The sequence below is a fragment of the Actinoplanes sichuanensis genome (genome assembly GCF_033097365.1).
Taxonomy (GTDB): Bacteria; Actinomycetota; Actinomycetes; order Mycobacteriales; family Micromonosporaceae; genus Actinoplanes; species Actinoplanes sichuanensis.
Genome location: NZ_AP028461.1, coordinates 2844138 through 2862791, shown reverse-complemented (window position 1 = coordinate 2862791; position 18654 = coordinate 2844138). Strand labels below are relative to the sequence as shown.

The window sequence follows — 18654 nt, the reverse complement described above, 5'->3', positions numbered from 1 at the left end:
TTGAATGCGCTCCAAGGCGGGGGAAGCGGGGCGATCCGGATCAACCATGCCTGGCCAGGCTTTGGCGTCGATTCCCCTCCTGGGCAAGACCTGTCCTCACGACCTCAAACCCAGGAGAAACACCGTGCGAAGGTTGAGATTCCTCGCCGGGACGGCCGCGGTGGCCGTCCTCGTGGCGATGTCACCGGCGGCGCCCGTCCGGGCAGCCGACAACGCAGACACACCGGGAGCCGCACCGCGGTTGCTGGGCACCCTGAGCGCCGCGGACATCACGCGGCACGACCGCGCCGGGAAGGCGGACGCGGTCGATCTCCCGTCAGTGAATTTCTGAGCGGGCGGACGATCGGCAGGAACCGAACCCTCGGTAGGACTGAGCGAAAGTGGGCCGAGAGCGCCGGAGGCGTTCAGACGGGAGCGAGGAATCCCGAAAGCAGCGCGACGAAGTGCAGAAGTGAGAGTTTCCCTTATTACCTCTATAGGAGGAGGAATCGTCTCTATAGCAGGAAGTAGGGAAGCAGTCACTTCTGCACTCCGTCACACGGGGAAAGACGGGCGGTCGCTTCGCCGGCGTTCAGCACCGCGCTGGCATCGGCACACCTGGCCGACGGATGGCGGATCGACGCGGCGGGGCGAGGCTCGACCTCATCGCCTCAGTTTCTCCAGAGAGGAGATCAGAGGTCTTTTAGAAGTGCCTCGTAAATTGGAGCGTCGCTGAAAGGCTGCAAGTCACCGATCTTGTACCAACCCCAGGAGTAGTAAGCACTCCGAGCCGCTACATTCGCCGGGTGCACCAGGAGCGTCGCACGCTTCTCGCTCCTGCTACTCAGCAGAGCGTCATGCATCTTCTTCGCATAACCCCGCCGTCGGAACTCGACCCTAACCATCATGTAGGTCAGGGCGAAGGTGCGAGAACCATCCTCTATAAGTAGTGACGGTTCGACCGGAATCGTCAGGCCCTGCCACCATCTCGCGTTTTCGGGAAGTGTATAGCCCAGCCCGTATCCGATCATCTGCCCGTCAACTCTGGCTTCGACGAGTCCGTAGCCACTGGCAGATGCATAGCCTTGCATTCGGTCCCAATGTCGCTCCGGAGCGAGGAATGGATCGTCGAGGCGGTCGGCGTAGGCGTCGAGGTAGACGGCTATGAGGTCATCTCTATCCCGCAAAGTCTCATCTTTTGCGCCTATCTCAAGCTCAACAGAAGTACCCACTGCGACCTACCCCTCAATGTTTCTCATTATGCGGTAACGCGAAAGGAAGTTGCTCACCTCGGCAACACCCGCGTGGACCACAAGGCCCTTCGCTACAGCATCAAGCTCTGCCGAAACAATGTTGCTCATCAGGTCACTGTTCAATTCACCGAGAGCTCTCGTGGCCATGGCGGCAGACTCGGGAACGGAACCCCAGGGCCGTTGCGTTCTCGCGGGCAGGCGCTCTGAGCTGGGATGATGTCGAGTGATCGGCCTATATGGAGGCGGATGGAGCGGGTGAAGCCCTCAAGGTGATCATGGAGTTCTTGACGCTGCACGACCACCGAGGACTCCACCCGCCGATGGCATCATCTCTGATCTGCGTACTGACCGTGACAACCCCTGGCATCGACACGCCACCGCCGCCGGTCACCGACGGTGAACACGGCGGGCTCCTGGCCGCCGCGAGCCTGGTCCCGGACCCGCGGAATCCTCGCGGGGTGCGATATCCGCTGGCAGCGCTGCTCGCCGTCGCGGTCTGCGCCGTCCTGGCCGGCGCCACCTCGTTCACGGCGATCGCCGACTGGCTGTACGACCTGGACGAGCCGGACCAGCGACGGCTCGGGTTCGACCGGGGCTTGCCTGCCGGCACCACGGTATGGCGACTATTGACCCGGCTCGACGATGCCCTGGTCGGCAGCGTCCTGGCGGGCTGGCTCCGCACCCGCACACCACCGCTCGCCGTTCCCCGGCCGCGCCGCTACCGGACCGTGATCGCCGTCGACGGCAAGACATTGCGCGGCGCCCGTCTGCCCGACGGCCGTCAAACGCATCTGCTGTCCGCGCTGGACACCAGCACCGGCATCGTCCTCGCCCAGGTCACGGTCGATACGAAGAGCAACGAGATCCCGTCGTTCACACCACTGCTCGACGCCGTGGAGAACCTGCTGGGCAGCCTTACCGGGGTGCTGATAGTCGCCGACGCCCTGCACACCCAGACCGGCCACGCCGAGCAGATCACCCGCCGCGGCGCACACCTGCTACTGCAGGCCAAAGGCAACCAGCCCACCCTCCACGCCCAGCTCAAAGCCGTTCCCTGGGCGCAGATCCCGGTCGGTGACCGCACCCGCGAGCGTGGTCACGGCCGCAAGGAGACCCGCACGGTCAAGGCCGTCACCCTGCAGACCCCGGGCGGGATCGCGTTCCCGCACGCCCGGCAAGCCGTCCGGATCACCCGGACCCGCACCACCGGCGGCAAGACCAGCCGGGAGACCGCCTATCTGGTCACGTCCCTTCCCGCTGCCGACGCTCAGCCCGCTGACCTGCAGAAGTGGGCCAGATCGGAATGGTTGATCGAGAACCAGGTCCACAACGTCCGAGATGTCACGTTCCGTGAAGATCTTCATCAAGCCCGGACCGGCACCGGACCCGCCGTCATGGCGACACTGCGTAACACCGCGATCGGCTGGCACCGCATCAACGGCGAAACCAACATCGCCCGCGCCAACCGCCGCGCCGACCGCCGTTCAAACGACCTCATCACGGCCGTGACCAGCAGCTACCGGAACATGCAATGACCCTGAACGGAACCCAGCGACAGTTGACTCTGGGCAAGACGAACTCGATATAGCGCTTTATTGCGGATGAATCTCGGCTCATGCGCCGCGATAGCCAATTCGAGCGTGCGAGCCGCTCGACGCGCCACCCGAGAATCTTCCTTTACTCTCGCCACGTTAAGCAGTCGCGTGCCGTCTACGCCGTCGACTTCGGCCCGAGTGACGAAACCGCACCATTCGGGTACCGGCTGATCCCGATCTCGATCCAGATAGCGCCGCGCCTCGGTGATGGCTTTTCCGCTTCCACCCTCGTCTCCCATCATCGACAGAGCAGTGGCCTTCCGAAGGTTTAGTACGACCCGAACTTTGGGGGCCGCATTTTTCGAGACCCGATCGGCAGCTTCGGCGAACCGCAAGGCCTGACGTGGCATCTCAAGGAAGTTGCTTTGAAAAGCCAGGTTGCAGAGAGCATGGATTTCGAGATGCGGATCACCGACCTGCCGCGCTAGCGACAGAGCTTCATTGAAGCTGGACCGGGCGATGTCGTGTCTTCCGCTGTCCAATGCGAGCCAACCTGCGCACATCTGCGCACGACCGATCGCCTGTTGCAGGCCTTCGGCCAGATCGTCGCCATATTGGCCCTGCTCAAGCATCAGGTAGCCCTCTTGGGAAAGGCTCAGTGCGGCACGCCAGAGACTCCCCCCTCCATGCAGGTAACACAAATTGCGCAGGCGCACGGATTCACTGTCGAGATACCGAACATGCGATACCCCAACGAGACCGAACCCCTTGTCATTGCCGGTCGGGACTCCACCTAGGCTTGACACCAGAAGTGCCCCGAGACCGAACACTTGCCGACGTTGCATCGCTCCTTGACCCTCCACGCGGCCGGAGCCAAGGGCCGTTGGCCCGAGTCGCTGATAGTCGTCACCTTCGGCGGATCCGCCGAAATCAATCTTCGAGAAATCCTGCGAATCACGCGGCCGGTTCGCCGACTCCTCGATGCCCTGATTCTGCCCGTAGTCCGGCAGGTCGGCTAGCAACTGAGAAGCGCTGCACTCATACAGTTGCGCCAGTCGGCCCAGGGTTTGCAGCGAAGGCGGATGTCCACCGTCCGGCCACACTTCCCAAGTGGAAATCGCCTTAAAAGTTTTGGGGTCTTCAGGCCATCGTCGACACCACTCGGTTGCAACCGCAGCCTGGCTCCATCCGTGCGCGTAGCGAAAGGCGACTCGTGCGTTCACTCGGTATCGCGCACCGAAAAGTTCAGCGATGTCCACGATCGTCTTACCCCGCTGCTTCAGAACACGCACGATCTCGGCTCGTTCCTGCTTGCGGCTTTGAGGGCGATGTGCGGCCGGGGGTATCGAGGCAGAAGGCGCGGACTCAGCGAGCCAAGCACCCTCGCTTGCGGGATGTTCGATCTTGAAGTCATCCAACACAACCGCCCCTTGGACGCTTTGCTCCTTGAACCACGATTGACCTTGCCCGAATCTACCGCCGATTCCATCGCACGAGAAACCGCACGTAAGAGGCAAGGTTTCGGAAAAACTCCCGGTCCGGCCGGGAGGTTTCACCAAACGTCCCCAACACACTGGGTAGTCCTGCGATCACAACGTCGCAACCATGGTGGACATGCCGGTTCATCGCAGGAAACCCCGTAAATGGTGGCGGCTTTTCAGCAGGCCGCGCTGCGTCTGCGGCCTGCCCTGGCCATGCATCGAGGAGACGATGGCCGCGGGCCGGCACCGCGAGATGCACCGCGCTCGCACGGCGGTCAGCGATCCGGTGCTGGTCGCTACCGACCCCGCGCCACGCATCCCGACCTGGGCGGCTCCGACGATGCCGCTGTTCCAGGTCGCACGGGCCGGCTCCCTGACACCGGGCCAGGAGCGCCGCTCACGAGGGGGTGCGGCGTGTTAGTCCCCCGCACGGAGCACGAGGGCGAGCGGCCTGTCTGGGACTGCCGGGTGTGCGGCCAGCCGTGGCCGTGTGCCACCGCCAAGGTCGAGCTGTCCGAGCAGTATCAGAGCTTCCCGCATGGTCTATCGGTTTACGTCGGATCATGCCTGGTCGAGGCCATCGATGACTTCGCCGCTGTGACTCGGGGTCCGGTCCCCGACCTCTACGAAAGGTTCCTCGGCTGGGCCGACGCCCCGGGGCTCGCGGCATGACAACCGAAGGGCCGTCGAGGAGGTCGCCTGGCTTGCTCGGCCTGCTGATGGACGCATTCGATGCGCCGCCCGTGGTACGGGTCGGGACGACCTTGGTCAAGGTCCACTGGATTCACATGCAGGAGGGCCGCGCCGTCATCGAGCTGGAGGCCGACGACATGGCTGTCGCCATCGAACAGCTCGTGCTCGACAGCGTCACGGCGGCGAAAGCCAGGGCCGTTCAAAGGGAAGCGACACAGTCAACCCGGACTTGACCACTTCTACACCCCGGAGGATGGAATGTCCCTATCAATGCTGTTCGGACCGGCGACAGTCAAGGAGATGATGGCTGACTGGCCGACCCAGCCCGCCCTGCATGCGCCTCCTGACGACGGCCGTCTTCCGGCCGTCGTAAACGTGAAGCTCATCAACGACTACCTCGCCAGCGGCACTGCACCGCACGACCAACTCATCGTGATCAAGGACGGCGCGGCGCTGCACTCCCGCGCGTACACGACGGACGGCTATCTCGACCCCGGCAAGATCGCGAAATGGCGTGGCCGGGGCTACACCATCCAGCTTCGCAACATGCACCGCTGGTGCCCCTCGGTGCACGCGATCTGCGCGGCAATCCAGGACGAGACCGGATACGGCACGTACGCCACCGGCTTCGTCACCCCAGCCGGAGGGCAGGGCCTGCATCACCACTGGGACCAGAACATGGGCCTGATCTACCAGTTGGCCGGTCGGAAGACCTGGCAGCTCTGGGAGCCCGGCGTCGAGGAACCCCACCGCGAGAAGTTCGCATCCAACGCCCCGCCGGGCAGTGCCGTCCTCAACCGCATGAAGACGATGCGACCCGACTACGAGTTCGACCTCGGTCCCGGCCAGATCCTGGCGCTGCCGCGCGGATGGATGCACAACCCGCACGCTCTTGGCCAGACAGAGGAGAGCGTCCACGTGACCCTCGTGGCCCGAGAGCGCACCGGCTACTGGATCGCCGGAAAGCTGGCCCAGGCCGCCCTCGACTCCGCCCCGCTGCGACGGGTGATCCCGCCCGGCAACGTCGTCGATCCCGGCGCCTTCGCCAAGCAGGTCGCCGAGGCGAGAGACCTGTTGACGCAGTGGCTGGCTGACGCCGACGTCACAGCTCTGGCCGGAGAACTGCTCGCGGCAGCTCGCGCTGAGCCGAACGTCGACTACATCTCGCACGCACCGGGACAAAACCTCATCGGCAATCACCAGTCGAATCGATGATTCGGGATTAATCCCGCGCATCAGGCGCTGGGCAATCCATACCCCTAGGAGGAACCGTGACACTCGCACCCACGCTGCCGGATCAGGCCGCCAAGGACCCGCAGAGGCTCGTCGACCCGGAGACCTTCGACAAGCTGGCCGAACACTTCGCCGCCACGCAGGAGGTCACCAAGGCCTACGCCCGGCGGGCCGTCGGGCAGATGCTGCTCATGCTGAAGGCGCACGCCGACTCACAGCACGACCCCGACTTCGGCCGACTGCTCCCGGACGGCCGGTCCTACCGCGTCGTCCCGACCGAGCCGGTCGACGCGGCCTGGCACGCGTCGCTGCAACACACCGAGCCCTACGCCGCCGCGTGCGAGCAGATCGCGGGGCGCTTCGTTCACCACATCCCGATCCTGACCGAAGGCATGGCGGACGGCTCGTCGCTGGAGTACACCCGCCAGGCTCTGAAGGCAACCGGTTACTACATCGACCCCGAGTTCTGGGACGGTGAGGCGAACTCCTGCTGCCCGCCCAACCCGGGAATCTGAAGGACTATCTGACCGATGCGCATTGACTGGACAGCCCTACCCGGCACCGTCGCTCTGGGAGTAGCCGACCGCGTCGGCGGTTCCGACGTCATCCCCGCCACATCCGGCGATCACGCCGAGATAGCCGCAACCGTCGCCGGGGACCGCGGGAAGGTGTTCGTCAAGGCGGCCTACAGCGAGTTCGGTGTCCGGTCACTGCGCTACGAGGTGCGGGTGAGTAAGGCCATCAGCAGGTCTTACTCACCCGCCGTCGAGTGGCAGTTCGAGGCGGGCGGCTGGCTCGTCGTGGGCTTCGAGCACTGCGAAGGCCCACACGCCGACCTGTCCCCAGGTAGTACCGACCTCGAACTACTCGCCACGCTGCTGAGCGAGCTGGGGAAGACGCCGGCCCCGGACGTCGGGCCGTTCGTGCCAATAGAGCGCTTCGGCTTCCCTCACCCCGCGATGGACGGCGACACGCTCGTCCACACGGACCTCACTGAGGCGAACCTGATCGTCACGCCTGATGGCCTGCGCCTCGTCGATTGGGCCATGGCAACGAAGGCAGCCCCGTGGGTTGAGCTGGCCGCGCTTGCCCCCTGGCTGATCGGCGCTGGCCATAGTCCGGAGCAGGCTGAACGCTGGCTGGCGGGGAACTTGATGTGGGCCGAGGCCAAGCCGGAGGACGTGACTTACTTCGCGATGAAGAACGCCGAGAAGTGGGCGAGGAAGGCGAGCCAGAGCACCGCACCCTGGATGCATGATCTCGCTGACTGGACCCAGAAATGGGCGGCACACCGCCGAGCGGCCTCTCCGCCCTGCTGACGCTGCCCCCTTATCGCCCGACTCGGCGAAGGCTACCCGTGATGACCTCCGCCGAGTCGGGTCTACCTCCAGCCCGCAGTCACCTACCCTGCGCCCCCAACGATGCGCGGGCTGGTGCGGCCACGGACGAGCCGCAGGCCCGGCCTGGGCTGCTCCTCACGAGCTGCCAGGGCCGGGCCTTCACTCGTCGTCGGTCAGATCAGTTCGAGGGGGCCTTCGCCCAGTCGAAATCGACACGCGGTGCAACGGCACCCCACGGGTCGTTGCGCGTCGGTCGCCCGCCCTTCGCGGCTGCGCGGGAGACGGTCATACGGTCGATGAACAGTCCGACGAACTCTCGGCGCTCCGCGATCGGCGCGGTGTCCCACCAGGAACCCTCGTCGCCGTATTCGCTGGACGTCCAGCCGGTCAGCGGGATGGTTGCCGTCATCGCCTTATTGAGCGCTTCCAACGACGCGGTGAGGTCATCGACCCGGGCAGCGGTCGCGGTCACCTGAGGTTCCAACACGAGTGCAGCGGCCCCCTTGGCCGTCGCCAGAGTTTCGCCCAGACGGTCCAGCGAGGCGGTCGCATCGGCCAACTCAGCGGCCACCGTGGCGCGCTGAGCGGCGGTAGCCGGGTCGCTGTGCGCCGCCGCGTACCGGCGGGTGGCTTCGGCGAGGATGGCTCCGACCTGGGATTCTCCCGGATCCTCGGGGTCGAAGCTCTCGATCATCCGCCCGATCCGGAACTGGACGAAGGCATCCAGCGTCGACATCGAGACCGTGCAGGAGTGCCGCCCGGCGGGTGCGGTGCACATGTAGGCATTGCGAATCTGCGAGGCGTTGAACCGGCGGGCTTTCATCGGACGCCCGCACCCGCAGATGAGGACTCCGAGACCTGAGAGCAGCGAGGGGTGTCGGTGGGCCGCCGCGGAGAACCGGCACGACCGTTGAGGGCTCTCTGGAGCACCCAGAACTCCTCGGTGGTGATGATCGCCCGGTCTGGCGCGAGGAGGAACCGCTCGCCCGGCACGCCGCTCGCCAGGGAGTAGCCGGTCGAGTTGCCCTTCGCGTCCACGATCGCGACGGCGGCGAGGCCAGCGATGCGTGGGTCACGCAGGCGAAGGCCGAGCGCCCCGATCCGACCATCCCGAGTCACTGCGGCTGCGGCCGACGGTGGCCCCTCGGGTCGGCACGCCCCGGCGCTCGAAGTAGCGCGATACGGCATTGACGGCGTGACCCCAGCGAACAGCACGGGCGGCAAATCGCAGATGCCGCTCCTCGGTTGGCTCGACCACGAGAGCGCGGATCGCGACCGGCGCCCCGTCCGGCGTCAGCTCGATACGGTCGACGGTGGTGAACCCGTACGGCGCTCCCCCGACGTGCCCGCCAGCAGCGCGAGCAAGCGCCTTCGCACCCCGTACGGCCTTCGACTTGTTGGCGCTCTCGTTGTGCGCCGCCGTGGAACGTGCGCTGCGACAACTCGCTCGCCGTCTCCGGCACCACCGGGTGCGTCTACGCGGACGTACGGGCCCAGCTGGTCCTGCCGCTCAGCCAGTACCGTGCGGCGGCGGCGACGTACGCGTTCGCCCCGACCTACCTGATCGACCACTGGGGCGCCGACGACAGCCCGCTGCGCCGCCAAGCCGACTCCGGGATCGCCAACTCGAACCGGCGGGCGACCTGCGAGACGCCACTCGACCCGTTCATCCCGTTCGACGACTCGGTCGTGGTGGACGACTCGTGCGACGAATACCCGTTCACGGCCACGCAACAGGGCGGCACGACAGGTGGCTTCTGCGCCGACATCGTGGCACTGCAGGAGGACGACGGCCTCTGGTACTTCTACGAGGCGCGGGCCGACAAGCCGGTCGACTTCAACGAGCCGTGCGTACGCGGGCACGTGCCGCTCGGTGAGAACGAAGCCGCCGGCGGAAAGGTCGGCAGCCTGCCGCAGTCGGAACGGGTCATCGACAACGAGGCCTACACGGTCGCGATCACCTGATCACGAAACGGTGGGCCGTGACCGCGTCGCGGCCCACCGCGTGCCGGCGCACACCAGACGAGAGAATGGACCTCATGGCGGATCGCGATCCGGGACCCTGGCAGGCGGCCGGCGAGGTCGGCTTCACGGTCGCCTTCGGGCGCGGCCTCGATCCGGGCGCGATGCTGGCCGCCTACGGGGCCGATCCGGCGAACGCGCGAGTGCTGACCCAGGCACAGGCCCCTCCTCCCGAGTGGGGCCGGCCGCTGCTGCGCGCCGGAGTCCTCGACAACGCTCTCGGCGCGCCGGGACCCGTACCCCCGTGGGCTTTCTGTCTTGAGCGAGGGGGCACGGAGGGTGCGCGCGCCGAAGTGCTGGCCGCCCTGTCCGCCGACGGCGGCGCGGCCCTCGCGTTGGTCGCCGGACAGGGGATGGGCAGCTTCCACGACTACCGCGACGGGACGCGGGCCGAGATGTTCGAGCCGGGAATGTCCTACTCGCCGAGGGGGGAACGGCCGCACCGGTTCTACGAACGAGCCGAGGCCATCGCACAGCGTGAGAGGCTGCCCGCCAACCGGGCGTGCCTGCTGGCGATCGAGGAGCACATCGGCGCCGTCCTCCGCGCGGACCTGCTGTCGGGACCGCTGGCCACGCTGGTGCTGGACAGCCCACTGCCGCCGGCGCCACCGCCCGCCCGGACCGGTCGCCCGCCGGGGCGGCTGATCGGCCGCCTGGACCTCCCGGCGCCCCGGCCGACGCCGCCACCGGAAAGCTGAACGGAACGCTTAAGGGACGGCGGGGACGCTGTCACCGTGGTACATGCCGAGCCAGGGAGCGATGAGGGCGGCGATCTGGGTGAGCAGGAACCAGCCCACGGCCACTGCGGGCACCGCGGCCAACGCGATCGCGGGAACGCCGTAGGCGGCGGTGACCACGCCCGCGACGACCGGCGGGCCGGTCCGGAATCCGTTGGTGAAGGCCGCCACGATCGGTAGCAGGACGATCATGGCAAGGAACACCCCGAGCAACGGCCGACCGACGTAGACAGCCGTCCATGCGAAGCTGTCGTGCAGCCAGCCGAGGTCGAACGGCGGATCCATGTCGGGCAGCCGGCTTCCCTGCCACCACGATGGTCCGTATGCGGCCAGTGGGAAGTAGACGACGGCCGCGACGACCGACAGGACGAATGCGTCCTGTCCGGCGGCCCAACGGTACTGGCGATCTGGCGGCGACATCGCGGCTCCTCGGTCGGACACACCTACACCGAGCAACCGCAAGGTTACCGGCCCAGATCCAGCGTCTCGGTGGCCGGTCGGGTCGGAGCTCGGCCGGGGATCCTGAGTCGAGTTCGCGCCGTCGATTCGTCCGTCGTGAGTAGGCAGCCGGTGGCGTCAGCCGGTCGTTTGCGTCTGGCGTCGACGCGGCAGAGGGCGCAGGCGGGTTGGCCGTCGGGTCGGCGGGCGGTGGTGAGGCCGTGGCCGCAGCGGGGGTCCGGTCGGGGTGTCGGGGTGAGGGTCACGGTTACGTCTTGGATCTGGTCGGTCGGGGTTGTGTGGTGGTCCTGGTAGGTGGTGGGGTCCTGTGGACCCCACGTGACGGTCCTTGAGGACCCCGCGCCACCCGGTTTCGCGGTCCTTGAGGACCTTGCGCGGTCCTGCGTTTCGAGGTGCGGTGTGGGGTCCTGCGGACCCGGCGCGGTGGCGGGTGTGGGGTCCTGGGGACCTCGCGTGCAGGTGGTGGTGGGGCGGGTTCGGGGTGTGCCGCGGTGGGTGTCGCGGACGGCCTGGGCCTGCCGGGTGTGGTGGGTGGGGGTCCAGACTTCGAGGTCGTCGCGGTCGAGCAGGTCGGTGGGGAGGGTGAGGCGGTATTCGTCGGCGTGGCGGCGGGCCGGACGAGTTGGAGTAGTCCGAGGCGGCGTAGCAGGGTGAGGGTGTCGCGGACGGTGCGGTATTCGATCTCGAGGTCGACGGCGAGGCGGGCGATGCCGGGGTGGATGCGGGTGCCGTCGTGGTCGGCGTAGGTGGCCAGGCGGTGGGCGACGAGTTTGATGCGGGCGGCGCTGTAGGTCTTGCCGGCGATGGTGACCGTGCCGAATCGGATGCGGGCGAGGATGTCGGTCCATTCGCGGACGGTCACGGGGATCAGGTCGGTGCTCATGTCGTACCCCTTGTTTGGGCATGAAAAGGCCGCCGGCTGCGGGCCGGCGGCCTTCTTCTCGGGTGGTGTGGTCATCGCGCCGCGTTCACGGCCGGTGAGCCGGGCGGGAGCCCTCGCGGTTGAGCAGCCCTCGCACGGTCGACAGTGGGCGGACAGGTCACAGAACCGTCCGGTCAGCCCATATGCACGACGATGTCGCCTGACAGAACCTGACCGGACCTGTCAGTACGCGGATCAGGTGGGATCTGTCAGGTCGTGACAGGTGGCGTGCCGCAACGGCGGCGCTGATCGCCGTCGATTCCCGGAGCCACATCCCGACAACGAATGTTGTCGATGAAGTTCTGCGGCGACAACATTCGTTGTCAGCCGGGATTCGCGACGCGACCGTCGTGACAACAATCGTTGTCGGGCGTCTCGGAGATCGACGACTGCCGACAACACTCGTTGTCGGGGAACCACGGAGATCGACGGTTGCGACAACACTCGTTGTCGGGGGCAGCGGAGATCGGCGGCTGCGACAACACTCGTTGTCGCAGCCGTCTGTTCGGTTCTTCGACCACTTCTCCGGACGGTCGATGACCGTGCCGGTCAAGGTCGCGGGCCGGCGGCGTCGCAGACGGGCTGAGCAGCGCTGTCAGGTCGTGACAGGTTCATGGGAGCTGACAGGGCGGTCCGGGCGGCTGCCTGCTCGGTCGCCCCGGCAAATGGCTCACATGATCCGGCGCACCTGGACGAACACACGCGGCACGCGCAACGGCATGCCCCCTGACGGTCCGGCGTTACCAAGATCCAGAAACGGCGTTCGGGTACGCGTTCGGGTCAGCGCTCGGCCCTGCGTTCGTCCCGACGGCGAAACGCGTACCCGAACGCATCTCGAATCTGCCTTTGACCTGCCCCGACGCGCATGTGTGCGGGTGCTGACAATCCGGACTCCCATGTCGGGAGTCCTCTTTCTCTATGAGAGGGCGCAGCCGTGTCGGCGAAAGCCGGGTCCCGACCGCGTGGATCGGGACCCGGCCTTCCTGCTATCGGAGGGCGTACGCCCGGATCGCCGTCTGGGTCACCGTGTTGCCGGCGTCGTCGGCGGCACTGGCGCGCAGCGACACGAAGCCCGGCCCGGCCGGATGGCCGACCGTGGCCACCCGGTGATCACCGGTGCCGGTCACCTCGGTCTGCTGCCAGGTCGCGCCGTCGTCGAAGGACACCTCGACCCGTACGTCGGTGGCGGTGCCGGCCGTGGAACCCCGCTGATGGTCGACGGTCACCGGAATCGCGAACGGTCCCCCGCCCGGCGCCGTGTTGTGGTCGTCCAACTCGGGGCTGAACCGGATCGTCGACAACGGCAGCCGCTGCGGCTCGTCCCCGGCGACGTGCCCGGACCGGAACGTCCACGCCACGGCGACCTTCGTGGAGGTACGGAACGGCGCACCGCGGGTGTCCGACACCTCCAGCTGGTAGCCGGCGTCCCCGGCCGGCAACTGGAACCTGTTGCCCTCACCCACCTTCGTGTCGCCCTGGTAGAGGGAGATCGCCGGGTTCTCGGTGAGCACGCTGCCGGGATGGCCGGCGCCGTCGCCGTACATCGGGAGAAACGTCAGGGTCAGCTCATCGCCCTGCCGGACGACCCACTCCCCCGCGCTTTCCGGCTGGGTGACACTCGGCCCGAACACCCCCGCATTCCACTGCTCCCGGATCCGCTCGCCGGCCCGGAACGGCACCGCCTCGTTGATCTGGCCGCTGAGCACCTCGGGGTATTCGCCGGGCAGCTGCTGGAGGAAGACGGAACGCCAGGCGATCCCCGGGCTGAGGTATTCGGTGCGGTGCGCGGGCAGGTCGAACGTCAGGTCCGCGGAGGTGCCGTACCCTTCGGCGCGGTAAACGGCGGCGTGGCCCTGCACGCCTTCGGCGCCGGTGGCGTCGACCGCGTAGTCGGCCTCGACCACGGCCAGGTCCTTCAGTTCGGGCTTGTAGGTCAGTCCGTCGAACATCGCGCCGCGCTGGACGTACGCCAGGTCGGTGGTCCAGGGGCTGTTGTGGAACGTGCCGTCCGGCCCCGGGTCGGCGAAGGCCGCCGCCACCCCGGCCTGGAAGAAGTCCCTGCTGACCGGGGAGACCGGCGCGGCCAGCAATTCGCCGACCGAACCGCCGAGGACGCCGGTCGAGAACACGTGGTCGCCGACCACCCATTCGGCGTCCACCCGCGCCATGGCGCTCTTCGCGCCCTCCTGCGGCGCGGCCACGTCCAACGGCTTGGCGGTACGGGCGTCGAAGGTGATCGTCATGCTCTGATCGACGACCAGTTCACTGATGGTGAGCAGCGCGGTGCGATCAGTGTCCGCGTCGGTGATCTGGCTGGACGCGCCATATCGGCCACTGACCAGCGAGACCGTCGCCGTGCCCGCCACCGGGTTGACGGAGACCCAGTCGCCGGTGTCCAGGTTCAGCAGGTACGTGTTCTCGCGGGTGGCCGGCGTACCGTCGCGGTCGAGGACGTTGACCGTGACGTCGAAGCTCTTGGTCTGGCTGACCACGCCGAGGGCGGTGCTGACCCGCAGGTCACCGGCGGTGGCGGTGAGGTGTCCGCCGAGGTTGCCCGGGACCATCGACCTGGTGTCGGCGGTGACGGTGGTGCTCGCGGTGCCACCGGCGGGGACGGTCAGCCGGTCGTCGGCCACCGTGAAGGCGGCCCCGGTGACGGCCAGGCTGAGCTCGGCCGCGGCCGTACCGGTGTTGCGGTAGGTGACCTTTCTGGTCACCGGCTGATCGTCGTCGTGCGGCCAGTCCTGCACACCGAAGCTGACACTGCCCTCGTCCACGGTGACCGTCTGGGTGATCGCCCGGGCCACGTCGAGGCGGCCGGCGCCCTGGTCGTACGCGTTGAGGCGGGCGGTCGGCCGGGCCGCGGCCATCAGGGTGTTCTTGCGCTGCCTGGACGACCAGTCCGGGTGCTGCTGGACGAGTAGCGCGGCGGCGCCCGCCACGTGCGGGGTGGCCATCGAGGTGCCGTTCAGCGCCACATAACCGTCGACCGCCGCCGGGGTGCCGATGTGGCCGTTGGTGGCCTTGGCGGCGACGATGTCGACACCGGGCGCGGTGATGTCCGGCTTCAGCCCGCCGTCGCCGGCCCGCGGGCCACGGCTGGAGAACCAGGCGAGCTGATCGGTACGGTCGACGGCCCCGACCGACAGCGCGGAGTCCGCGGTGGACGGCGAGTTCACGGTGCCCGGGTAGCCTTCGTTGCCGGCCGCGACCACGAACAGCGTGCCGTACCGTGCGGTCAGGTCGTTGACGGCCCGCTCACCGGCGTCCAGCCCGGACCAGTCCCAGTCGCCGAGGCTCATGTTGACCACCGGCGCCCGTTCGGCGGCCCACGCCATGCCCGCCAGCATCGCCGACAGGCTGCACGTCCGGTCCTCACACACCTTGCCGATCAGCAGCTTCGCGCCGGGTGCGACCCCTTTGTAGCGGCCACCGGAGGCGGCGCCGGTACCGGCGATCGTCGACGCCACGTGCGTACCGTGCCCGTTGAGGTCGTCGGACGTGCCGGCCGTGGTGAAGTCGACCGCCTCGATGATCTTGCCGGCCAGGTCCGGGTGGGTCTGGTCGACGCCCGAGTCGAGCACGGCCACCGTCACCCCGGTGCCGTCGTAGCCCGCCTGCCATGCGGTCGGCGCACCCACCTGGGCGACGCTCTCCTCCAGGTCGAGGTGGTAGACGGCGTCCAGCGACACCCGCTGCAGACCCGAAGTGAGGGTGCGCTTCTCCTGCGTCCCGCTGGTCAGCGACGACCACAACGAGTCGCCCTCGGTCTCCGCGGCCATGATGCCCAGCTGCGGAATGTCGCGGACGACCTCGGCGTCACCCGCGGTTATCGCCCGGCGTGCGCTTGCCGTCTTGTTCTTGCCGTACGAGACGAGCACCCGCAATCCGTCCCCGCCCTGGGCGGTGAGGGCGTCGAGGTCGAACAGCCGCTTGTCGAGCCGGTCGGTCCGCAGCAGCCCCAGCGCGTCCGACGGGATCACATACCGGTGCTCGCCGTCGGACTCGGTGATGAACTGGATCCGTTGCCGTCCCGGCCCGGCCGTCACCGACATGCTGTCGCCGCGGACGCTCACCCGGTCGCCGGTGATCAGGGTGACCGTGGTCGAGACATCGGCGACCGGTTGCGCCGCAGCGGCCGTCCCGGTAGCCGGCGCCGCGGTGGCCGGGTCCTCCCCCGCTGAGGCCAACGCCTGCGCAGATCCGACCGCGATCACCGCGGTCACCCCCACGGCAAGCCAATTCCGTCGACGCATCCGACGCCTTCCGCTCTCAGGTATCGATCACGCGGGTACGTGATCGCCTCGGCACGGTATCGACCGACATTTGGGTTTGCTGTGACTCGCGGACAGGGCGGTATCGATCATCCCGAACCTCCCCGGTAGCACCGGGATCTGCACATACCCTTCGACGTGACCGACACCGACCGCGAGCGGCTGCGTTGCACCTTCGGCCAGGATGCCGAACTCTACGACCGAGCACGTCCCGGCTATCCGACGCGACTCTTCCAAGATCTGGCCGAACTCGCCGGCCTGAATCCGCAGTCTCGGGTGCTCGAGATCGGATGTGGCACAGGTAGAGCCACCCGCCCGATCGCGCAACTCGGCTGCGACATCGTCGCTGTCGAACTCAACCCCGAGATGGCAGCGGCGGCCGACCGCAACCTGCATCACTTCCCGAACCTCACCATTGAGGTGGCACCGTTCGAGACCTGGACGCCGCCACCGGCGACCTCCTTCGACCTTGTCGTTTCGGCTACCGCGTTCCACTGGATCGACCCGGCTGTCCGCGTGCACAAGGCAGCAGATCTGCTCCGCCCAGGCGGCACCCTGGCGTTGATCGACACCGACCACGTCGCCGGCGGAACACCGGGCTTCTTCGTGGACGCGCAGAACTGCTACGAACGCTTCGACCCCGCGACCACACCGGGATGGCGTCAACCGACCGCCGTCGACATCCTCGACGATCCGAGCGAGATCGATCGTTCTCAACGGTTCGGCACCGTTCAGTTCCGGCGCAACGAGTGGGAGCGGTCGTACACCACCCGTAGCTACCTCGACTTACTCAGGACGTACTCCTCGACCTGGGCTCTCCCGCAACCGTCTCGCGACGGGCTGCTGGCCTGTCTCGGCCACCTCAGCGACCGGAACCATGCCGGCAAGGTCAGCAAGCGGTACTCAACCGGCTGACTCTCGCTCGGAAGGCGACCTGACGACACTGCCCGTAGCCCGGTTCACGAGCCGAAGCATCCGAACAGCGGCATCAACCACCCGGGACCGGCCGGCCAAAACCTGACGGTGGATCGGAGCAGGCACCCGGTCAGCGGTCCGACGCTCGTGCCGTCACCAGCCAGCAGGCCGCGGTGAAACGCACGTCGGCGCCGTCGACGAACGGGTCGAACGCGGGCCGGACCACGTCGATCACCCTGGCCCGGGTTTCGGCGTCGGTGTCGGTCAGGGCCAAGCCGACCGGGCCGAACCGGGTGAAGTAGCCGACCAGTTCGCTCTCCGGCAGGGTGCACACCAGATCGACGGGGTCGACGCCGATGCCGGTCCAGCCGCTGTCGCGCAGGATCCGGTCGACCACCTCCGGGTCGGACAGCGCGAACTGGCCGGGCGCATGCGGATCCCGGACCGGCATGTCCTGCAGCAGCGGGCGAGCGGCGGTCTCGGCCACTTCCATGTACGGATTGTCCGCGATGTCGCGCCAGACGATCATGCGCAGTCCGGCGCCCGGTGTCCCGGAGCGGCGCAGGTTCGTGAACGCGCGGACGAAGTCGGCGAAGAACATCACGCCGAACCGCGACATCACCGTGTCGAACGTTCCGGCGTCGAACGCGTGGTCCTGCGCGTCGGCCTCGACGAAGCCGGTCTGGCCGGCGACTCCGGCCCGGTCGGCACGGGCCCGGGCGGCGGCGAGCATCGGGGCGGAGATGTCGATGCCCGTCGCGCGGCCTGCCGTACCCAGCCGCTGCACCGCGGCGACGGTGGTGCTGCCGGTTCCGCAGCCGACGTCGAGCACGTGCCCCGGCGGGACGTGCTCGACCAGCAGGCGCTCGATCGGGCGGAACAACTCGTCGATCAACGCTTGCGAGTCGGCCCAGGCGTTTCCGGCGGGCCCGTTCCAGCGGACCGCCTGGGAGTCGGTGTCGTTCATGGGGCTAGGATTTCACTTCAAGTCGACTTGAGGTCAACGTGACGAATCTGGACATCAGTGAGGTGGTCGAACGCACCGGCGTCGCCGCCTCGACACTGCGCTACTACGAGGAGAAAGGCCTGATCGCCGCCGCCGGCCGGAGAGGCCTGCGCCGCCAGTACGACCCGGGGATCCTCGACCGGCTCGCGCTCATCGCGATCGGCCGTCAGGCCGGTTTCTCCCTCGACGACATCGCCGGCATGTTCACTCCCGACGGAACACCCCGTATCGACCGCCGGCAGCTCAGCGACCGGGCCGACGACCTCGACCGCACCATCCGCCGGCTGCGGGTGCTACGCGACGGCCTGCGCCACGCCGCCGCCTGCCCGGCCCTCAGCCACCTCGAGTGCCCGACATTCCGGCGCATCCTGAGCAACGCGCACCGGCGCCCGCCCGCGCCGGACTCCGAGCCCGGCCACTGACGGCGTGCGCCGCGCCCCGCTCCGGGATGGCGAACGACATTCGCCGTACGCCCAGGAGACAGGCGAGGAAGAGCACGGCGCGGCATCGCGACGTTCGGGTCCGGGGCCTTCTCCGGCGATGCGGCACTCGACTACGTTCGGGAACTCGCAGCGGGGTCTCGTGACCGGCGAGCCGCAGCGCTGGAACGACTGTTCCAGTCGGCTGGGGGCGACGTCATCCCGGATCAGGTGGTCGCTGCGGCCGCTATTCTCGCGGCCACGGCTCTCGGCGGAGACCAGTCAGCCGAGGCAGCGGCGAGCGGGTGCGAACAGGTCCACACCGACGTGGTCTGGTTCACCGGTTTCTACCCGCCCACCCGGCAGGCCGATCTCGCTCCGCCGGC

General features: G+C 67.8%; 18 protein-coding genes. 10 read left to right on the top strand and 8 right to left on the bottom strand.

Annotated elements, in window-relative coordinates:
• The first annotated feature begins 124 nt into the window (after positions 1-124).
• On the top strand, positions 125-331 hold the full coding sequence (locus tag Q0Z83_RS12730; RefSeq protein ID WP_317794088.1) for a hypothetical protein: 207 nt from the start codon (positions 125-127) through the stop codon (positions 329-331).
• 340 nt (positions 332-671) lie between these two features.
• On the opposite strand, the gene Q0Z83_RS12725 is transcribed toward Q0Z83_RS12730, so the two are convergent.
• Positions 672-1211 carry a GNAT family N-acetyltransferase gene (locus tag Q0Z83_RS12725; RefSeq protein ID WP_317794087.1) on the bottom strand — a complete coding sequence of 180 codons (540 nt, stop codon included), beginning with the start codon at positions 1209-1211 and terminating at the stop codon, positions 672-674.
• Positions 1212-1552: 341 nt separating this feature from the next.
• On the opposite strand from Q0Z83_RS12725, the gene Q0Z83_RS12720 reads away from it, so the two are divergent.
• Entirely contained in the window at positions 1553-2767 is a 1215-nt protein-coding gene (locus tag Q0Z83_RS12720; RefSeq protein WP_317794086.1) for an ISAs1 family transposase, read from the top strand.
• Here the strand turns inward: Q0Z83_RS12720 and Q0Z83_RS12715 are convergent.
• Positions 2749-4185 (bottom strand): hypothetical protein, encoded by a 1437-nt coding sequence (locus Q0Z83_RS12715; RefSeq protein ID WP_317794085.1) that lies wholly within the window; start codon positions 4183-4185, stop codon positions 2749-2751. The two genes, Q0Z83_RS12720 and Q0Z83_RS12715, sit on opposite strands and share 19 nt — an antisense overlap.
• A gap of 767 nt (positions 4186-4952) precedes the next feature.
• Here Q0Z83_RS12715 and Q0Z83_RS12710 point away from each other — a divergent pair.
• The 4 genes from Q0Z83_RS12710 to Q0Z83_RS12695 are packed head-to-tail and all read left to right on the top strand — an operon-like array spanning position 4953 to position 7493.
• Positions 4953-5174 carry a hypothetical protein gene (locus Q0Z83_RS12710; RefSeq protein WP_317794084.1) on the top strand — a complete coding sequence of 74 codons (222 nt, stop codon included), beginning with the start codon at positions 4953-4955 and terminating at the stop codon, positions 5172-5174.
• Between the two features lie 37 nt (positions 5175-5211).
• Positions 5212-6156 carry a JmjC domain-containing protein gene (locus tag Q0Z83_RS12705; RefSeq protein WP_317794083.1) on the top strand — a complete coding sequence of 315 codons (945 nt, stop codon included), beginning with the start codon at positions 5212-5214 and terminating at the stop codon, positions 6154-6156.
• Positions 6157-6212: 56 nt separating this feature from the next.
• Positions 6213-6689: a glycine-rich domain-containing protein gene (locus Q0Z83_RS12700; RefSeq protein ID WP_317794082.1), complete on the top strand. Its 477-nt coding sequence runs from the start codon at positions 6213-6215 to the stop codon at positions 6687-6689.
• Positions 6690-6704: 15 nt separating this feature from the next.
• Positions 6705-7493, top strand: a complete 789-nt coding sequence (locus Q0Z83_RS12695; protein ID WP_317794081.1) for a phosphotransferase — start codon at positions 6705-6707, stop codon at positions 7491-7493.
• A gap of 199 nt (positions 7494-7692) precedes the next feature.
• Here the strand turns inward: Q0Z83_RS12695 and Q0Z83_RS12690 are convergent, their stop codons facing one another.
• Both Q0Z83_RS12690 and Q0Z83_RS12685 read right to left on the bottom strand, forming a co-directional pair.
• Entirely contained in the window at positions 7693-8337 is a 645-nt protein-coding gene (locus Q0Z83_RS12690; protein WP_317794080.1) for a hypothetical protein, read from the bottom strand.
• Positions 8334-8633, bottom strand: coding sequence for a hypothetical protein (locus Q0Z83_RS12685; RefSeq protein ID WP_317794079.1), 300 nt, complete (start codon positions 8631-8633; stop codon positions 8334-8336). Before Q0Z83_RS12685 ends, Q0Z83_RS12690 begins: the two co-directional genes overlap by 4 nt.
• A 309-nt stretch (positions 8634-8942) precedes the next feature.
• Here Q0Z83_RS12685 and Q0Z83_RS12680 point away from each other — a divergent pair, with 309 nt between their 5' ends.
• Both Q0Z83_RS12680 and Q0Z83_RS12675 read left to right on the top strand, forming a co-directional pair.
• Positions 8943-9479 (top strand): hypothetical protein, encoded by a 537-nt coding sequence (locus Q0Z83_RS12680; protein WP_317794078.1) that lies wholly within the window; start codon positions 8943-8945, stop codon positions 9477-9479.
• A 74-nt stretch (positions 9480-9553) separates the two neighbouring features.
• The gene (locus Q0Z83_RS12675; protein WP_317794077.1) at positions 9554-10234 is read left to right on the top strand and encodes a DUF6461 domain-containing protein; all 681 of its coding nucleotides are present in this window, start codon (positions 9554-9556) and stop codon (positions 10232-10234) included.
• Between the two features lie 9 nt (positions 10235-10243).
• Here Q0Z83_RS12675 and Q0Z83_RS12670 read toward each other — a convergent pair whose 3' ends face one another.
• The 3 genes from Q0Z83_RS12670 to Q0Z83_RS12660 all read right to left on the bottom strand — a co-directional run bounded on the left by Q0Z83_RS12670 (position 10244) and on the right by Q0Z83_RS12660 (position 15910).
• A complete protein-coding gene (locus Q0Z83_RS12670; RefSeq protein WP_317794076.1) occupies positions 10244-10693 on the bottom strand; it encodes a hypothetical protein in 450 nt (149 codons plus the stop codon).
• Between the two features lie 286 nt (positions 10694-10979).
• Complete coding sequence (locus Q0Z83_RS12665) at positions 10980-11615, bottom strand: hypothetical protein (protein WP_317794075.1); 636 nt, start codon at positions 11613-11615, stop codon at positions 10980-10982.
• Positions 11616-12640: 1025 nt separating this feature from the next.
• Complete coding sequence (locus Q0Z83_RS12660) at positions 12641-15910, bottom strand: S8 family serine peptidase (RefSeq protein WP_317794074.1); 3270 nt, start codon at positions 15908-15910, stop codon at positions 12641-12643.
• Positions 15911-16066: 156 nt separating this feature from the next.
• Between Q0Z83_RS12660 and Q0Z83_RS12655 the strand changes: the two genes are divergently transcribed.
• Positions 16067-16843, top strand: coding sequence for a class I SAM-dependent methyltransferase (locus Q0Z83_RS12655; protein ID WP_317794073.1), 777 nt, complete (start codon positions 16067-16069; stop codon positions 16841-16843).
• 130 nt (positions 16844-16973) lie between these two features.
• Here Q0Z83_RS12655 and Q0Z83_RS12650 read toward each other — a convergent pair whose 3' ends face one another.
• The gene (locus tag Q0Z83_RS12650) at positions 16974-17810 is read right to left on the bottom strand and encodes a class I SAM-dependent methyltransferase (protein WP_317794072.1); all 837 of its coding nucleotides are present in this window, start codon (positions 17808-17810) and stop codon (positions 16974-16976) included.
• Positions 17811-17848: 38 nt separating this feature from the next.
• Between Q0Z83_RS12650 and Q0Z83_RS12645 the strand changes: the two genes are divergently transcribed.
• Positions 17849-18271 (top strand): helix-turn-helix domain-containing protein, encoded by a 423-nt coding sequence (locus Q0Z83_RS12645; RefSeq protein ID WP_317794071.1) that lies wholly within the window; start codon positions 17849-17851, stop codon positions 18269-18271.
• The last annotated feature ends 383 nt before the right edge of the window (positions 18272-18654 follow it).

Bases quoted from the DNA above. Each gene is read 5' to 3' on its own strand.
- Q0Z83_RS12665 (WP_317794075.1), bottom strand. From the start codon at position 11,615: ATGAGCACCGACCTGATCCCCGTGACCGTCCGCGAATGGACCGACATC.
- Q0Z83_RS12675 (WP_317794077.1), top strand. From the start codon at position 9,554: ATGGCGGATCGCGATCCGGGACCCTGGCAGGCGGCCGGCGAGGTCGGC.
- Q0Z83_RS12705 (WP_317794083.1), top strand. From the start codon at position 5,212: ATGCTGTTCGGACCGGCGACAGTCAAGGAGATGATGGCTGACTGGCCG.
- Q0Z83_RS12720 (WP_317794086.1), top strand. From the start codon at position 1,553: ATGGCATCATCTCTGATCTGCGTACTGACCGTGACAACCCCTGGCATC.
- Q0Z83_RS12695 (WP_317794081.1), top strand. From the start codon at position 6,705: ATGCGCATTGACTGGACAGCCCTACCCGGCACCGTCGCTCTGGGAGTA.
- Q0Z83_RS12650 (WP_317794072.1), bottom strand. From the start codon at position 17,810: ATGAACGACACCGACTCCCAGGCGGTCCGCTGGAACGGGCCCGCCGGA.
- Q0Z83_RS12660 (WP_317794074.1), bottom strand. From the start codon at position 15,910: ATGCGTCGACGGAATTGGCTTGCCGTGGGGGTGACCGCGGTGATCGCG.
- Q0Z83_RS12670 (WP_317794076.1), bottom strand. From the start codon at position 10,693: ATGTCGCCGCCAGATCGCCAGTACCGTTGGGCCGCCGGACAGGACGCA.
- Q0Z83_RS12690 (WP_317794080.1), bottom strand. From the start codon at position 8,337: ATGAAAGCCCGCCGGTTCAACGCCTCGCAGATTCGCAATGCCTACATG.